Source organism: Arthrobacter sp. SLBN-100, from assembly GCF_006715305.1.
Taxonomy (GTDB): Bacteria; Actinomycetota; Actinomycetes; order Actinomycetales; family Micrococcaceae; genus Arthrobacter.
In genome coordinates this window covers 4367448-4383256 of the sequence record NZ_VFMY01000001.1, presented here as the reverse complement: position 1 = coordinate 4383256, position 15809 = coordinate 4367448, and the positions used below count along the sequence as shown (strand labels likewise).

Annotated in this window: 12 protein-coding genes and 1 tRNA gene; 2 read left to right on the top strand and 11 right to left on the bottom strand. The window is 65.7% G+C overall.

The window, feature by feature from the left end; translation table 11 throughout:
• Positions 1 to 37 precede the first annotated feature (37 nt).
• The 6 genes from FBY31_RS20220 to FBY31_RS20195 all read right to left on the bottom strand — a co-directional run bounded on the left by FBY31_RS20220 (position 38) and on the right by FBY31_RS20195 (position 7115).
• Entirely contained in the window at positions 38 to 2773 is a 2736-nt protein-coding gene (locus FBY31_RS20220) for a helix-turn-helix transcriptional regulator (protein WP_142044555.1), read from the bottom strand.
• Between the two features lie 122 nt (positions 2774 to 2895).
• A complete protein-coding gene (gene pth / locus FBY31_RS20215; protein ID WP_142044552.1) occupies positions 2896 to 3486 on the bottom strand; it encodes an aminoacyl-tRNA hydrolase in 591 nt (196 codons plus the stop codon).
• A 110-nt stretch (positions 3487 to 3596) separates the two neighbouring features.
• A complete protein-coding gene (locus FBY31_RS20210) occupies positions 3597 to 4193 on the bottom strand; it encodes a 50S ribosomal protein L25/general stress protein Ctc (protein ID WP_142044551.1) in 597 nt (198 codons plus the stop codon).
• Positions 4194 to 4475: 282 nt separating this feature from the next.
• Positions 4476 to 5456 carry a ribose-phosphate diphosphokinase gene (locus FBY31_RS20205; RefSeq protein ID WP_050055844.1) on the bottom strand — a complete coding sequence of 327 codons (981 nt, stop codon included), beginning with the start codon at positions 5454 to 5456 and terminating at the stop codon, positions 4476 to 4478.
• 2 nt (positions 5457 to 5458) lie between these two features.
• Entirely contained in the window at positions 5459 to 6937 is a 1479-nt protein-coding gene (gene glmU / locus FBY31_RS20200) for a bifunctional UDP-N-acetylglucosamine diphosphorylase/glucosamine-1-phosphate N-acetyltransferase GlmU (RefSeq protein WP_142044549.1), read from the bottom strand.
• Positions 6938 to 7043: 106 nt separating this feature from the next.
• A tRNA-Gln gene (locus FBY31_RS20195) sits at positions 7044 to 7115 on the bottom strand.
• Between the two features lie 162 nt (positions 7116 to 7277).
• Here FBY31_RS20195 and FBY31_RS20190 point away from each other — a divergent pair.
• A complete protein-coding gene (locus tag FBY31_RS20190) occupies positions 7278 to 7904 on the top strand; it encodes a TetR/AcrR family transcriptional regulator (RefSeq protein WP_142044547.1) in 627 nt (208 codons plus the stop codon).
• A gap of 384 nt (positions 7905 to 8288) precedes the next feature.
• Here the strand turns inward: FBY31_RS20190 and FBY31_RS20185 are convergent, their stop codons facing one another.
• The 5 genes from FBY31_RS20185 to FBY31_RS20165 form a co-directional block, all read right to left on the bottom strand.
• Positions 8289 to 10118, bottom strand: coding sequence for an ABC-F family ATP-binding cassette domain-containing protein (locus tag FBY31_RS20185; RefSeq protein ID WP_142044545.1), 1830 nt, complete (start codon positions 10116 to 10118; stop codon positions 8289 to 8291).
• A 35-nt stretch (positions 10119 to 10153) separates the two neighbouring features.
• Positions 10154 to 11116, bottom strand: a complete 963-nt coding sequence (locus FBY31_RS20180; protein ID WP_142044543.1) for a 4-(cytidine 5'-diphospho)-2-C-methyl-D-erythritol kinase — start codon at positions 11114 to 11116, stop codon at positions 10154 to 10156.
• Positions 11113 to 11985, bottom strand: coding sequence for a 16S rRNA (adenine(1518)-N(6)/adenine(1519)-N(6))-dimethyltransferase RsmA (rsmA, locus tag FBY31_RS20175; RefSeq protein WP_142044541.1), 873 nt, complete (start codon positions 11983 to 11985; stop codon positions 11113 to 11115). The genes FBY31_RS20180 and rsmA overlap by 4 nt, the downstream gene beginning before the upstream one ends.
• A 168-nt stretch (positions 11986 to 12153) precedes the next feature.
• A complete protein-coding gene (locus tag FBY31_RS20170; protein ID WP_142045596.1) occupies positions 12154 to 13323 on the bottom strand; it encodes a resuscitation-promoting factor in 1170 nt (389 codons plus the stop codon).
• 282 nt (positions 13324 to 13605) lie between these two features.
• Complete coding sequence (locus FBY31_RS20165) at positions 13606 to 14511, bottom strand: TatD family hydrolase (RefSeq protein WP_142044539.1); 906 nt, start codon at positions 14509 to 14511, stop codon at positions 13606 to 13608.
• A 164-nt stretch (positions 14512 to 14675) separates the two neighbouring features.
• On the opposite strand from FBY31_RS20165, the gene FBY31_RS20160 reads away from it, so the two are divergent.
• Positions 14676 to 15800 (top strand): AAA family ATPase, encoded by a 1125-nt coding sequence (locus FBY31_RS20160; RefSeq protein WP_142044537.1) that lies wholly within the window; start codon positions 14676 to 14678, stop codon positions 15798 to 15800.
• The last annotated feature ends 9 nt before the right edge of the window (positions 15801 to 15809 follow it).

Here is a 15809-nt window from a genome sequence, read left to right as displayed (position 1 = left end):
CGTGAGGGCGCGGTGGGGCGTGGCAGGTTTGTGGCCATTAGACGAGTCCAGTCAGATCACCCCTGGAAGTTACGCCGAGCTTCGTGAAGACCTGGTACAAATGGCCTTCAACTGTGCGGACTGATACACCCATTTCCAGGGCGATATCACGGTTTGAGGCTCCCCGGCCGGCGAGCCGCGCGATCTGGCGCTCCCGCGCGGTGAGCAGCGGGCTGCCGCTGCTGGGCACGATGGGAAGATTTTCCACGGTTGCCGCCAGGATGTCCAGCCGGGCCTGGGCGGTCCGGGCTGAAACCGCATCCCCGTCCTGCCTGGCGAAGTCCACGGCCAACGCCATGCAGCGGGCCTCTACCGCGTCCAGCTCCAGCGTGGCCGCCAGTTCGCCGGCTGCGAGGAGGGTTTTGGCATCCTTGGTCCTGCTGCCTACGGCAATGAGGCGGGAGACCTCTGCCAAAGGGCCCTGCCGGTGCCCGGCGATGTCCTCCAGGAGGCGGAAGTCCGAGTCGCTGCCATTGACCGTGCCGGCGAGCAGGCTGATCCCGGCCATGGTGTAAATCCCTGCGTTGACGTTCCGTTGGGCTGACTGCTTCAGCCCGGCAACGGATTCGGAGTCACCCAGCCAACGTCCGGCAACCTGGGCGCAGAATTCAATGATGTTCTCGGCGGAAAAACCGGATGTGCCGGAAGTCCTTTGCAGTTTGCCAAGATACTTGCGCGCCTGGGGGGCGTTCCCCGTCTGGGCATACGCCAGGGCCGTTGCGGCATACGCCGAGCGAAGGGCGCTCTGGCCGGGCTGGAGCTCGAGCTGGGCCACAGCCGAAATCAACGGGTCCAGGGCAGCGCCACCACGGCCGGAATAGACGTAGGCCAGACCGGCGGCCAGTTCAGACGCGGCGCTCCGGTAAGACATGCGGTCTGATTCCCCGCCGATGTGAGGTCCCACAAGGTCAATACAGCGCCGCCACTGTCCCGCCGTTAGCAGCACCACGAAGGCCTCCCGGGTGAACTGCTCGCGCAGGCCCACCACGTGCGATGCGTCCGTGATCTGTCCGCCAAGCCGCCGCATCAGGCTCAGCGCGTCCATTTCCCGCCCAGTCAGGGACAGTGCCGTCATCAGGATGACGGAAGCCTGCATCCGGTAGGAGGTGTCCGGATTGAGGGCGGGATCCGCTGCTGCTTTAAGCTCCGGAATCATGGCGGCATAGTCACCGGCGAAGGCACGGTATTCGAACCCGCTCAGTGCTACCCGATTTGCGGCGGCTGCAGCCGGGTGCGGCCAGGCGGCCTCGCTCCGCGCCGCATCCAGCCTTTCCCGGGCCTCGGCAAGAAGGGCCGGAACCTTGCCTGCCTGCTCCGGCAGGCACAGCATCACCCGCGCCTTGGCCGCCATGACGTGTGCGTACTCTTCGACTCCCACGCTGTCCAGTTCGGGCTGCGAGATGTCATCCAGGGCAGCCAAGGCCTGGACGGGCAGGTCCAGCTGAAGGTATGCGGCGGCCTTGTGCCGCTGGGCCGGAACCCACTCCGGGTCTGTCCTCTTGAGCATGTCCGCGTAGGCCAGGGCGGAGCGGGGGTCAAAGAGCTGCACTGCAGCTTCGGCGGCAGCGAGGGCCAGTGCGGGGCTGAGCTCGGCCTCGCATTCATGGGTCCAGGCGGCGAAGGCCATCAGCTCCTCGACCGTCATCTCGGCCGGCTCCGGTTCCGTCCCTCCGAGGAGGACGCTCCGTAACTCACGCCTCCGGGCAATGCTCAGCCAGGAGCGCACAACATCGCCGATGTATTTCTCCCGCAAGGACACCCAGCGGTGGTCGGAGTCGTCGATCTCCAGCAGGCCCCCGTCCTCCATGTCCGCCACGACGTCGGCACTGTAGATGGCTGTAAGCCGCGACAGTTCCACCCGCCGCGCGCAGGAGATCATTTCGATGACGTCCCGGGTTTCCGGCGTCTCCCTGGACCAGCGGGAGCGGACAATGTCATCAAGGCTGGCAGCGCCGTCGAGCACCACCTTGTCGCGAAGGGTCCAGACGGAGTCGGACAGGACGAGGTTACCCGAGAGCTTCTGTTCGGTTACCAGAGCCTTCAGCAGCAGCGGGTTGCCGCCCACCATGTTGTGGTAGGTGTTGACCAAAGAGGCGGAGACCCGGTGGCCCAGCAGGGACAACAGCACCTGGCGTGTTTGCAGCTCATTGAGGTTGCTGAGCCGGACCTCGGTCAGGCGCCGGTCCGTGAGCAGCCAGTGGAAGTCGGCGGGAAGGTCGCTGATCTTTGGTGCGATCGCGATGATCCTGGCGGTGCCCGTCAGGAGCACGTTCAGGAGCACCCCGGCGCTCATGTCGTCGATGGTCCCGGACGTATCAAGGGTGATGATGCAGGGCCGTCCGGCGGCGTCGCTCCGGATCAGCGAGGTGATCCCCCGCAGGATGGCTGTAGGTGAACCCATGTACGCCTGCGGCAGGCGGGCCAGCAGGAAGGAGAGGCAACCGTAGGGTGTGTTGGCGCCGGTGGAGCCGCTCCGCAGTTGAAGCGACCACGCGTCGGGGCCAAGATCCGCCACTGCAGCCCGGGCAAGTGATGATTTCCCCACCCCGCGGCCGCCGGTGATAACAACGCCCAGGGAATCGTCGGTGGTCAGCGCCGCCCGGACGGCCTCAAGGTTTGCGCTGCGGGCAGGAGCAGACCACCGTTGCCCCCCTGGTGTCCCGGAGGTTTCGGTCTGCAGCCCAGCGCCCTGAGGTGTTGACCCACGTCCCCAGCTGAGTGGCTCGATTGACATGAACTTATCCCCTACGTCCCCTGGTAGCGGGATGTAGCCCCATTGCTCCCCCGCCTTGGAGACAGAGTACATCGTCGTGCAGACAAGGAAACAGATTCGGGCGACTTTAAGTTTTTATGTTGCTATCGCTCAGACTTCGCAGGATGGAACTTCTGCTGCGCCGCCAGCAGCCCGTCCCGCACCAGCAACTCCACTGCATCGGCCGCCTCATCCAGCAGGAAGGGCAGCTCCTTGAGCTCGGCGGTACCGAAATCACGCAGCACGAAGTCTGCCGTGTCCATCCGTCCCGGCGGCCGCCCAACGCCCACCCGGACACGGAGGTAGTCCTTGGTGCCGAGCGCCTTGGAAATATCCCGCAGCCCGTTGTGGCCGCCTTCTCCCCCGCCCAGCTTGAGCTTTACGGTGTTGAAGGGGATGTCGATTTCATCGTGTACGGCCACCACCTGGTCCGGTACGATGCCGTAGAAGTTGGCCAGGGCCGAGACGGGGCCGCCGGAGACGTTCATGTAGCTCATGGGTTTGGCCAGCACCACCCGGGGGCCACCGATGCCAAGCCGCCCTTCGACCACCTGGGCACGCGCCTTGTGTGTCTTGAATCCCGCTCCCATTCGGCCAGCCAGTTCGTCGAGGACCATTTGCCCGACGTTATGCCTGTTTCCGTGGTACTGCGGTCCGGGGTTTCCGAGGCCAACAATCAGCCAGGTGTCAGTCATGAGTCAATCCTAAGGTGGGCGGTTTCCGGTGGCGGCGCGGCTGCGGGCGGCACACATGCCAGTGGCCGGACCCCATGGGGATCCGGCCACTGGCACTATGTGAAGCGAAATTACTCGGCTGCAGCCTCGGAAGCGGCGCCGGCAGCTTCTTCTGCGCCTTCTTCGCCGGCTTCGGTGGCCTCGGAGATGTTCACCACGAGCGCGTCAGCGTCGGCCAGCAGGACGGCACCCTTGGGCAGGACCAGGTCCGAAGCGTGGATGTGCTGGCCGGCGGTGCGGCCCTCGATGTTTACCTCGACGGCGGTGGGCAGGTGGGTTGCCTCTGCCTCAAGCGAGATGACGGTCAGTTCCTGGTTGAAGACGTTGCCGGGAGCAAGTTCGCCAACAATGTGAACCGGAATGTCAACGGTGACCTTTTCGCCCTGGCGGACCGTCAGCAGGTCGATGTGCTCGATGATCTGCTTGATGGGGTCGCGCTGGACGTCCTTTACGAGTGCCAGGTGGCCTTCACCGTTGATGTCCAGGGACAGCAGGGCGTTGGCGGTGCGGACGGCCAGGGTGGTTGCCTTGGCGGGCAGCGTGATGTGGATGGGCTCTGCGCCGTGGCCGTAGATGACCGCGGGGATCTGGTTGTTCATCCGGGCGCGGCGGGCGTAGCCCTTGCCGAATTCGGTGCGTACTTCTGCTGCAAGCTTCTGCTCAGACATGGATATCTCCTTGAAAACTAAACGGTGTTCAGCAAGGGCGGAGGTCTGTTGCGACCTTCACCGCCAGGCCGCCCGGAGACGGCCCACTTCGAAGGGAGATTCAGACCCAGTCGATAACGGAGACTGCAGTCCGGTGCCCGCGCCTGGCGGTTACCGGGGCTCTCCCTCGCCAAGGTATCGCTGAAGAGTCTACCAGCGCCGGACCCGATTCCTGAAAACGGCTCCGGTGGTTGAGCTTGTCGAAACCATAGATGGGGCCGGCAAGCTCAACCACCGGACCCGCTAGGCTTTGCCGTCGAAAAGGCTGGTGACGGAGCCGTCGTCGAACACTTCGCGGACGGCGCGTGCGATCAGCGGCGCGATGGACAGCACCGTCAGTTGCGGGAAGCGCTGCGCCGAGGAGAGCGGGAGGGTGTTTGTTACCACTACCTCACGGGCGCCGGACTCCGAGAGCCGCTGGGCCGCCGGCTCGGAGAAGACTGCGTGCGTGGCCGCGATGATGACATCCTTGGCCCCGGCGTTCTTCAGCACGTTAACGGCGCCGGAGATGGTTCCGCCGGTGTCAATCATGTCGTCGATCAGGACGCAGGTGCGGCCTTCGATCTGGCCCACCACAGTCTTGGAAACGGCCTGGTTGGGAACGGTCAGGTCACGGCTCTTGTGCACGAACGCCAGCGGGGCGCCGCCGAGGCGTTCCGCCCATTGTTCGGCGACGCGGACCCGGCCGGTGTCCGGCGAAACCACCGTGATGTTCTCCGCATCAACGCGGGTCCGGATGTAGTCGGCCAGCAGCGGGATGGCCATCAGGTGGTCCACGGGGCCGTCGAAGAAGCCCTGGATCTGGGAGGTGTGCAGGTCCACGCTCATGATGCGGTCCGCACCGGCGGTCTTGTAAAGGTCTGCCACCAGGCGGGCCGAGATGGGCTCGCGGCCACGGCCCTTTTTGTCCTGGCGGGCGTAAGGGTAGAAGGGCGAAACAACGGTGATGCGCTTGGCGGAGGCCCGCTTCAGCGAGTCGATCATGATCAGCTGTTCCATCAGCCAGTTGTTCAACGGGGCCGGGTGCGCCTGGATGACGAAGGCGTCGGTTCCGCGGACGCTCTCGCCGGCGCGCACGTAGATCTCACCGTTGGCGAAGTCGTAAGCGTCCACCGGGAGCAGCTCAGTACCCAGTTCCTTGGCGATCTCCCGGGCCAGCTCCGGGTGGGCACGGCCGGTGGCCAGCACCAGCTTCTTTTCGCCGCGCGCCGTAATTTCGCTCATTATTACTTGCCCTCTTCTGTAGATGCCGGGGTACTTGAGGAATCTGTGGTGGCTGCCTGGGCCAGTTCGGCCGAGCGCGTTCCGGGGCGGTTTGCCGCCACCCAGCCCTCGGTGTTGCGCTGCGCTGCAACCGTCACCACGAGCGCACCCGCCGGGACGTTCTTACGGATCACCGCGCCGGCGCCGCTGTAGGCGCCGTCCCCCACGGTGACCGGGGCAACGAAGACTGTATTGGAGCCTGTCCTGACGCCGGAGCCGATGACCGTGCGGTGCTTCTTCTCGCCGTCGTAATTGGCCGTGATGTTTCCGCAGCCGATGTTGGTGTCCTCGCCGATTTCGGCGTCACCGGCATAGCCGAGGTGGGACAGCTTGGAACCGCGGCCGATGGTGACGTTCTTTGTTTCGTAGAACGCGCCGATCTTGCCGCTTTCGCCCAGGACGGTGCCAGGCCGCAGGTACGTATAGGGCCCGACGGCGGCGTCCGGACCGATGACCGCACCGGAACCATGGGTCCGGACCACCTTGGCACCCTCACCCACCGTGACGTCGGTCAGGGTGGTATCGGGACCCACGACGGCGTCCCGCGCCACGCTCGTGGCGCCGTGCAACTGCGTGTTGGGCAGGAGCCGAACGTCCTCGTCGAGGGTCACGGACGCATCGATCCACGTGGTGGACGGGTCCACCACCGTGACGCCGGCACGCATCCACGCTTCCACGATGCGGCGGTTCAGTTCAGCGCCGAGGGCGGCGAGCTGGACGCGGTCATTCGCGCCCTCCACCTGCCAGCGGTCGGCGGTGACGACGGCGGCCACGCGGCCGCCTGCCCGCCGGGCCAGTGACAGCACGTCGGTAAGGTACTTTTCGCCCTGCGAGTTGTCGGTGGTGACGTGGGCCAGCGCGTCGCGGAGAACGGCCGCGTCGAAGGCGTAGATGCCGGAGTTGACTTCGCGGATGAGGCGCTCGGCGTCGGAGGCGTCCTTGTGTTCGCGGATGGCGGTGACGGTGCCGTCGTCGCCGCGGAGGATCCGGCCGTAGCCGGTGGCGTCGTCGAGGACCGCCGTGAGGACGGTGACTGCGTTGGCGTCCCGTTCGTGGGTGGCCACGAGCTCGGCCAACAGGCCGCCGGAGAGGAGCGGCACGTCGCCGTAGGTCACCACAACGGTTCCGGTGAGGTTCTGCTCCGCGTCGAGGGCCTGGAGGGCCACCTCCACTGCACGCCCGGTGCCGGGGATGTCGTCCTGGTCCACAATCACCGCGGCCGGATCGACGTCCGCGAGGTGGCGTGCCACCAAGTCGCGTTCGTGGCGGACCACCACGGCGAGCTGGCGGGGGCTGATGCTGCGGGCGGCCAGGAGGGCGTGGCCCACCATGGACCTGCCGCCGATCTCATGCAGGATCTTGGGGGTACGCGATTTCATCCGGGTACCGGCGCCTGCCGCCAGAACGATGACTGCGGCCGGGCCGGTTTTCTCGGGGATCACGTACGGGCTCTCCTTGCTTTGGTTTCGCTGGCACATGCGGTGCCCGCCAGGCTCCAGGCCGGCGGGGCACCGATTGTCACGCTACTGAACGCTCCTGGCACAGCAGTTCCGCCCATAGGATTCGAACCTATACTCCACGGCTCCAAAGGCCGGGGTGCTGCCATTACACCAGAGCGGACCGTGCCGACGGCGTAAGCCCCGGGCACAAGTCCCTATTTTGCCACGGGTTCGGGGCGCCGCGCGACACGGGGCTTTGCTCCCGGACTGATGCCCCGTTCCCGGGCCACTCCTCTGCCTTCCCCGCGCAATTCCGCCGGGAAGGGTAGGGCATGATGGAAATGTGAGCAGCAACCCTCCGCGGACACGGATGACCGGCCTTCAGCGTCGGAGCCAGCTGATCGGCGTCGGACGTGGTCTTTTCGCAGTCCGCGGACTTGACGGCACCACCATCGAGGAAATCGCAGCGTGCGCCGGCGTGTCGAAACCAGTGATTTACGAACACTTCGGATCCAAGGAGGGGCTGTACACCCAGGTGGTGGACTTCGAGTTCCGGATCCTCCTGGATGCCATCAATGCCGCCCTCACCGAGGAGGCGAAGCCGCGCGTCCTCGTGGAGCGTGCCGCCCTTGCCCTGCTCACCTACATCGAGGACCGCACTGAGGGGTTCCGGATCCTCATGCGGGACGCCCCGCCGTCCCAACCCGAAGGCGCCTTCTCCACCCTGCTGTCCCACGTCACCGCCAAGGTGGAGCACATCCTCTCCGACGAGTTCGACCGCCGCGGCTTCAGCGCCCAGGACGGCGCCATGTACGCGCAGATGCTTGTCGGCATGGTGGCCATGACCGGCCAATGGTGGCAGGACGCCCGCCAGCCCGACAAACACACTGTCGCGGCACACCTGGTAAACCTCGCCTGGAACGGCCTGACCGGCCTGAAGAAGGACCCGGAACTCAAGTCCGAGGGCTAGTGGTCCGGTCGCGAGCGGGACACCTGTCCTCTGCTCACCTTCGCGGCGCAAGTGGTTACCTTCGCGGCACAGGAGACCTTCGCCGTCGCTTAGCGCGTAAGTCCCTTCCCAACACTCGCAAGCTCGCGTCGGGGCCCTCGGGACGACGCTTACGACGCATCGGGGCTCCAACGGTCGCTGGGCGACCTTATGGGCCCGATGGCCCGCGATGCGCTCCTACGCGAAGGCCCCCCGCACCGCTCTTGCCGAGCTTCCGTTGGTGGAGTTGCGGGGGCCCCCGACTGCCGAAGGTTCCGGTCGGCCATGCCCGCTGGTCCACGGCGTGAGGCGACGTTGCTCGCCGGAGCGGCATCCAAGCCGCACTCAGGCCGCACTCGAAGAGAGCTATTCGCCGAGGACTTCGGAGGCTTCCAGCCACTCAAGTTCGAGGGCGTCCTTTTCGTCGGCCAGGTCCTTGAGCTGCTTGTTTTGTCCGGCGAGCGCGTCGAAGTCGGACTTCTCCGTGCTCTTGACCATGTCGTCGTGGAGTTTCTTCTCCTGTTGATCGAGCTTCTTGAGCTGGCGCTCGATGCGGTTCTTGGCCTTGCGGGCGTCCCGTTTCTCGGCTTCGGAGGGGCCGGCGGGAGCCGTGGCTGCGGCGCCGGAGCCACCACTGGTGACCGGGTTGCCGCCGCCCGTGATGGTTGATCCGGCCAGGGCGGACTCGCGCAGTTCGAGGTACTGGTCCACGCCGCCGGGCAGGCCGCGGATCTTGCCGTCGCCGAGCAGTGCCATCTGGTGGTCCGTGACGCGCTCCAGCAGGTACCGGTCGTGGCTGACGACCACCAGCGTGCCGGGCCAGCCGTCCAGCACATCCTCCACGGCTGCGAGGGTATCTGTGTCCAGGTCATTGGTGGGCTCGTCGAGCATCAGCACGTTGGGCTCCCCCACGAGCAGCCGCAGCAGCTGGAGGCGGCGCCGCTCACCGCCGGAGAGGTCCCTGACCGGGGTCCACTGTTTTTCGTTGGTGAACCCAAGCTGCTCCACCAGCTGGCCCGCGCTGAATTCCTTGCCGCCGACGTTGAAGGACCGCTTCTCCCGCTCGATGACCTCGATGACGCGCAGGTCGGAGACGTCGTCGAGCTCCTTGACCTCCTGGGTGAGCACCGCGGTCACCACCGTTTTGCCGCGTTTGACCTTGCCGGCGTCGGGGGTGATTTCACCGTTGAGGAGCTTCAGGAGGGTGGTCTTGCCGGCACCATTGACGCCCACCAGCCCCAGCCGTTCGCCCGGGGCCAGCCGGAGGGTGATGTTGTCGAAGAGCTTCCGGCCGTCGTCGCTGCCTTGGAAGTCCAGGGAAACGTTCTCCAGGTCCAGCACGTCCTTGCCCTGGCGGGCCGTGGCCATCTTGCTCAGGGCCATGGAATCCCGGGGCTCGGGAACGTCGGCGATGAGGGCGTTCGCCGCCTCGATCCGGAACTTCGGCTTCGCGGTGCGGGCGGGGGCGCCGCGGCGCAGCCAGGCGAGTTCCTTTTTGACCAGCTGCTGGCGCTTGCCTTCCACCACGGACGCCATCCGGTCCCGCTCAGCGCGGGCCAGGACATAGGCCGCGTAGCCGCCTTCGAAGGGATCCACGATGCCGTCGTGGACTTCCCAGGTTTTGTTGCAGACTTCATCAAGGAACCAGCGGTCGTGGGTGACCACCAGGAAGGCGCCCTGGTTGGCACGCCAACGGGTTTTCAAGTGCCGGGACAGCCAGGCCACACCCTCCACGTCCAGGTGGTTGGTGGGCTCGTCCAGCATGATGACGTCGTGGTCCTCAATCAGGAGCTTGGCCAGTGCCACACGCCGCTTCTGCCCGCCCGACAGGGCGTGGACGTTCGCGTGCCAATCGACGTCGGACACTAGCCCGCCCATGATCTCGCGGATCTGCGGGTTCCGCGCCCATTCGTAATCCGCCTGGTCCCCCACGATCGCGGCACCCACTGTCAAGTCGCCGTCGAGCACGTCGCTTTGGTCCAGGTACCCCACATTCACATCGCCGCGCTTGGTGACCCTGCCGGAGTCGGGTGTGGAACGCAGCGCCAGCAGGCGCATCAGGGTGGACTTTCCGTCGCCGTTCCGGCCCACCATGCCAATCCGGTCACCCTCCTCAAGCCCGAGGGTAATGCCGTCCAGGACGGTGCGGGTTGCGTAGGAGACGGTGAGGTTTTCGCCGCCAAGAAGGTGTGCCAAAGGGAACTGCTTTCTGCTGCTGGGAAATGTACGTCTTACAGGAGGGTGTCGGAGATGATGCGCGCCCCGGGAACGGGGCCGTGGACGGCGAGGGCCGTCAGGCCGTAGCGCCGCATTTTCTCCGCCAGGCCTTCTGCGGCAACGGGATCATCGGCCAACAGCGCCACAGTGGGGCCGGAGCCTGAGACGATCCCTGCAACGGCACCATGCGATTCACCGATTCCCAGCGTATCGCGCAATGAAGGCGCCAGCTCGATGGCTGCCCGCTGGAGGTCGTTGACCAGGACGCGGCTGAGCGCTTCTGCCTCCCCGCTGCGGAGGGCGGTAAGGATCTGCGGGTCCACGCCGGTGGGCTCGGCACCTTCGATGCCTTCCGCGGCCCGCAACCTGTCCAACGTCCTGTACACCTCCGGCGTGGGAAGGCCGTAGTCCGCCGTGACCAGGACCCAGTCGGTCTGCGCCTTGGCAAGGGCCGGGGAAAGTTCGTCGCCCAGCCCCAGGCCGACGGCGGTTCCGCCCAGCAGGGAGAAAGGGACGTCGGCGCCGAGCTCGGCAGCCAGGTGGGCGAGTTCCTCCCGCGAGAGGCCGCTGTTCCAGAGTGCGTCGCAGGCCAGTAGCGTTGCGGCGGCGTCCGCCGACCCGCCGCCCATGCCGCCTGCTACGGGCACACGCTTGGTGATCTCCAGGTGGACACCTGTTGTGCGCTCGGAGACGTCCGCCATGATGGCTGCCGCCTTGTAGGCCAGGTTGTTTTGGTCCAGGGGAATGTCGACGGCGTCCAGATCCAGCGTGCTGTCCGGGCTGAGGCTGACGGTGATCCCCGGCGTTTCGGTGCTTGTAGCCGCCACCTCCTCGTATAGGGACACAGCGAGGTAGACGCTGGCCACCGAATGGTAGCCATCGGCCCGGAGCGGTCCGACGTCCAGGGAGACGTTGACCTTGCCCGGCGCCTTGGCCCGTACGGTCCTGGCGGCGAACCGTCCCGGGAGGGCGTTCACGGGCGGGCCTCGCGTGCTTCGGCGATCCTCGCAAAGGCCGCAATGTCAATCACTTCACCACGCGCCGTGGGGTCCACGCCGGCAGCCACCAGGCATCGTTCCGCCTCCGGGGCGCTGCCCGCCCAGCCGGCAAGGGCTGCCCGCAGGGTCTTGCGGCGCTGCGCGAAGGCGGCGTCCACCACGGCGAAAACCTGCTCGCGGGTGGCGGTGGTGGCCGGCGGCTCATGGCGGGTGAAGGACACAAGCCCGGAGTGGATCTTGGGTGCCGGCCAGAAGACATTCATGCCGACTACGCCGGCTTTGCGCATACTGCTGTACCAAGCGGCCTTCACTGAGGGCACGCCGTAAATTTTGGACCCCGGTGCAGCCGCCAGCCGGTCAGCTACCTCATCCTGAACCATCACCAGACCGTGTTGAAGGCTGGGGAAATGCTGGAGGAGGTGCAGCACAACGGGCACGGCCACGTTGTAGGGCAGGTTGGCCACCAACGCGGTGGGCCGGACGGGGAGTGCTGTGACCTTCATGGCGTCGGCCTGGACCAGGTGGAAGCCTCCGACGGCGGCGGGGCGCCATTCCTTGACCGTTTCCGGGAGCTTCGCGGCCAGTACGGGGTCGATTTCCACTGCCACCACCGCGGCCGCGGCGTCCAGCAGGCCGAGGGTGAGCGACCCGAGGCCGGGGCCCACCTCAAGCACTGTTTCGTCCGGTCCAACACCGGCCGCCGCCACGATCCTGCGAATGGTGTTGCCGTCGATCACGAAGTTCTGGCCCAGGGTCTTGGTGGGCCGGATACCGATCTCTTCCGCCAGCCGGCGTATGTCGGAGGCACCAAACAGCGGTGCGGGCGCGGCGGGGATGGGTTCAGTCACCTAGGTATCCTATCCCGCGCGCCAAGGCCGGCCCGCCGGACGATTCGGCGTTTAAATGCCGGGGCCGGGCCCGGAAGATCCGGACCCGGCCGCCGTGCGGTCCGGCGCAGTTGTGCCGTGCGCTGTGGTGCCTTTGCGCCGTGCGCTGTGGTGCAGTTGCGCCTGGCGTCAGCTGCTGGCAGCCCAGCCGCAGCCCCAGGGCTGCAGGCCGCGCTGGGCGTAGACTCGGTTGGCGATGTCGATCTGCTGGGCCTTGGTGGCGAGGCTGGCGTTCGGGGCGTACGCGCCGCCGCCTGATCCGATCCAGGTCTGGATGTCGAACTGGAGGCCGCCGTAGTAGCCGTTGCCGCTGTTGATGGACCAGTTTCCGGTTGATTCACACTGGGCGATCTTGTCCCACATGGCCTCGTTCATCATGGCTGGAGCCGCGGCACCGCTGTTGGCACCGGCACTGGCTGCGGGAGCGGCCTGGGCCACCGGCTTGGCTTTGGTTCCCACCGTGATCTTCTCGGTCACGGGCTGCGCGGTAACGGATTCGGTGACCAGGGTGCGGGACGCTTCGCGGCCGTCGACGAGTACCAGCTTGAAGGTCCGCTCCACCTTGCCTGCGGAACCGGCCTGGGTGACTTCTTTTTCACCCTTCAAAAGCTCAGCGCTTTCGACCGTTTCAGTCTTGAAGGGGACTTCCTCGGTGGTCACCGCGGTCTGGCCGGTGTCAACACGGGAGATCTTGATCACCATGTTGTTGACCACGTTGGCATTGGCGGGCTGGGAGGACCTGTCATTGGCTCCGAGGGTCAGATTGGCATCTTCCAGGACCTTGCCCACGGTGGCGGCAGTGGTGGTGGCCGTCTGCACCTTGCCGTCGGCAACGATGCTCACGGACTTGGGGGTGGAAATGGAAACGAAGGATCCTGCCACTGAGAGCTGGGCGTCCTTGGGGACGGAAACCGACGACGCGCTTGCGACACCGAGTTCGGTCACCAGACCTTCAACGTCCTGGGCGGTGGTGTTCACCGTTTTTTCGGAGCCGTCAAGGCTGACTTTGACTTCCTTGGCCTGGTTCACGTTGATGACCGTGCCGTTCCGGACGGTGGAGTCGATGGCCGGGGAGACCCGGTCCGCCGGCTTCAGTTCGAGATTGGCGCTTTTGACGACCTCCCCCACTGTGCCACCGAAGGTTTGAACGGAAGTTACCTTGCCATCAACGTTCAGCGTGATGGTTTTGTTATTGCCCACGAAGGCCACGAGCCCCACCACCAGCGCGCAAAGCACCAGAAGCTGGGTTCCCACCTTGATAAAGCTGAACTTGCCGTCCGTTGTGAAGAACTTGACCACGATTGCCCGTAACTTTAGCTCCGTCCGGGCACGGGGAGAGCGCAGTGAAATGCCCGGCACTTTCCTCCATGAGGGGTAGTCCGGGCATCGTCGCGCCGCCACACTTCCTTGCCGCGGGCAGGCCGGAACAAGCCGGCAGATCCTGCTGCAAAAGGAGTGAACTTACCCGGTGGCCTTCCCCGACCCCGGCTAATAGTTTTCCACTGTAACCGTAGCGTTATAAACCCGCCAACAAATCCGCATACCAGGTATGTGTTTTGCCAGTGAGCACGCTATATGTTCTTAATCCCATTTCCCGTAGGCACGCACGGTGTTTTGGCTGATTCCAGCACAAAGCGCGGCCAGGTCGCGGTTTGTCAATTCAGCCATGGCGCGGACGGTGTAAGGAACCATGTAGCTCGCGTTGGGCCGTCCCCGGTGGGGATGCGGAGTCAGGAAGGGAGCATCCGTTTCCACCAGGAGGAGCCCGGGGTCCGCGACGGCGAGCGCAGCCCGGAGGTTGGCCGCGTTCCTGAACGTCAACGTGCCGGCAAAGGACATCCACCAGCCTTCCCGGTTGCACGTCGCCGCCAGTTCCTCGTCCCCGGAAAAGCAGTGGAAAACCACCCGGTCCGGGGCCCCTTCCTCCTTCAGTACCTGCACCACGTCACTGTGCGCATCACGGTCGTGAATCTGCAGCGTCAGGTCCAGCCGCTTGGCGATGTCAATATGGCGGCGGAAGGAGTACCGCTGGTGGGCCAGGCCTTCCCCCTCGGTCCGGAAGAAATCAAGCCCTGTTTCGCCGATGGCACGGATCCGGGGATGGGCAGCCAGTTGCTCGATTTCTGCCAGCGCCTCTTCCAGCTGGCCGCGTGCGGCGTAACGCGGAGCATCGTTGGGGTGAAGCGCCACTGCCCCCAGCAGCCGTTCATCCAGGTCCACCGCCTGGACCGTGAACCGGGATGATTCCAGGTCGCAGCCCACCTGCACGGCACCCTGGACACCCACCGCCGCAGCAGCGTCCAGCGCGTCCTTGATCCCCACTGGCGCCTCCCCATCCGGAAAATCAAGGTGGGTGTGGTTGTCCATGACAGGCACCGGCAAGGGCTCAGGAGCCGGGGGGAAATCCCGCTGCCGGGAACCACCGGATTCCGGGGTACCGCCGGCAACAGGAGCACGGTAAGCGGCGGGGATCAGCGGATTGAACATCCATCAAGCCTAAACCGACAGTGTGGCCCCCTATTTGTTGGAACTCTCTGTCTGCTGCGGCAGTTGAGTCAGTAGTCTGGTATGAACACATGCGGACGCCCACCGACGGGCGAAGGCAGGGCCAGCTGTCCCGTCCGGGAGAACCCCGGGCTGAAAGGTTGCCGATGGAATCCCACCGACGCACTGCCAGCGATGTGAGCGCTGTGAACCGCAATCTTGCCGGAGTCGCAGAGCCCTTGAGCCACCTGAACGGCCACCGGCCCGCTGCCATGGATGCCATCTCCTTCCACGAGGCAAGCCAGCGGATCCTGACAACGGTTAATACGGTGATTGACGGGAAATCGGACGCCGCGAAGCTCGCATTGACGGTCCTGCTCGCCCAGGGCCACCTGCTCCTGGAGGATGTCCCGGGCGTGGGCAAGACGCTCCTGGCAAAGACGCTCGCCCGGACCATCGACTGTACTGTCAACCGGATCCAGTTCACCCCGGACCTGCTCCCCTCCGATGTCACGGGGGTGTCCATCTACAACCAGTCCTCCAGGCTTTTCGAGTTCCGGCCCGGCGCGGTCTTCGCGAACATCGTCATCGGCGACGAGATCAACCGGGCGTCAGCGAAGACCCAGTCGGCGCTGCTTGAGTGCATGGAGGAGCACCAGGTGACGGTGGACGGCCGTTCCTACCGGCTGGACGAGCCGTTCATGGTGGTGGCAACGCAGAATCCCATCGAGATGGAGGGAACGTATCCCTTGCCTGAGGCCCAGCGGGACCGCTTCATGGCGCGGATCTCCATGGGCTACCCGGACAAGGAGTCCGAGATCGAAATGCTGGAGACCCACCAGTCGGCCTCACCGCTGGCCAACGTCACCCCGGTGGTGACCACAGCTGACGTGGCCGCCATGATCGCCACCGTCCAGCAGGTCTATGTCTCGCAGGCGGTCAAGGAATACACCGTATCGGTGGGCCGGGCCACCCGGGAAAGCCCGCTGCTTCGCCTTGGTGCCAGCCCACGGTCGATGCTGCAGCTGCTGCGCGCCGCGAAGGCCGCTGCGGCGTTGGACGGCCGCGACTTTGTCCTGCCGGACGATGTCGTGGACGTTGCCGAAGCTGTCCTGGCGCACCGGATCATCCTTGAGCGGAAAGCGGCGGGCGCAGGGGAAAACGCGCACAGCGTCCTCCGCGGCATCCTGTCCCGGTTGCCTGTCACGCAGACGCCGACCGATACCGGGGCCAGGGCTTCGGCCGGCACCGGCCGGAACGCTCCCGTGGCAGGCTTGAGCAGGAACCACTAGGCGGCTTCC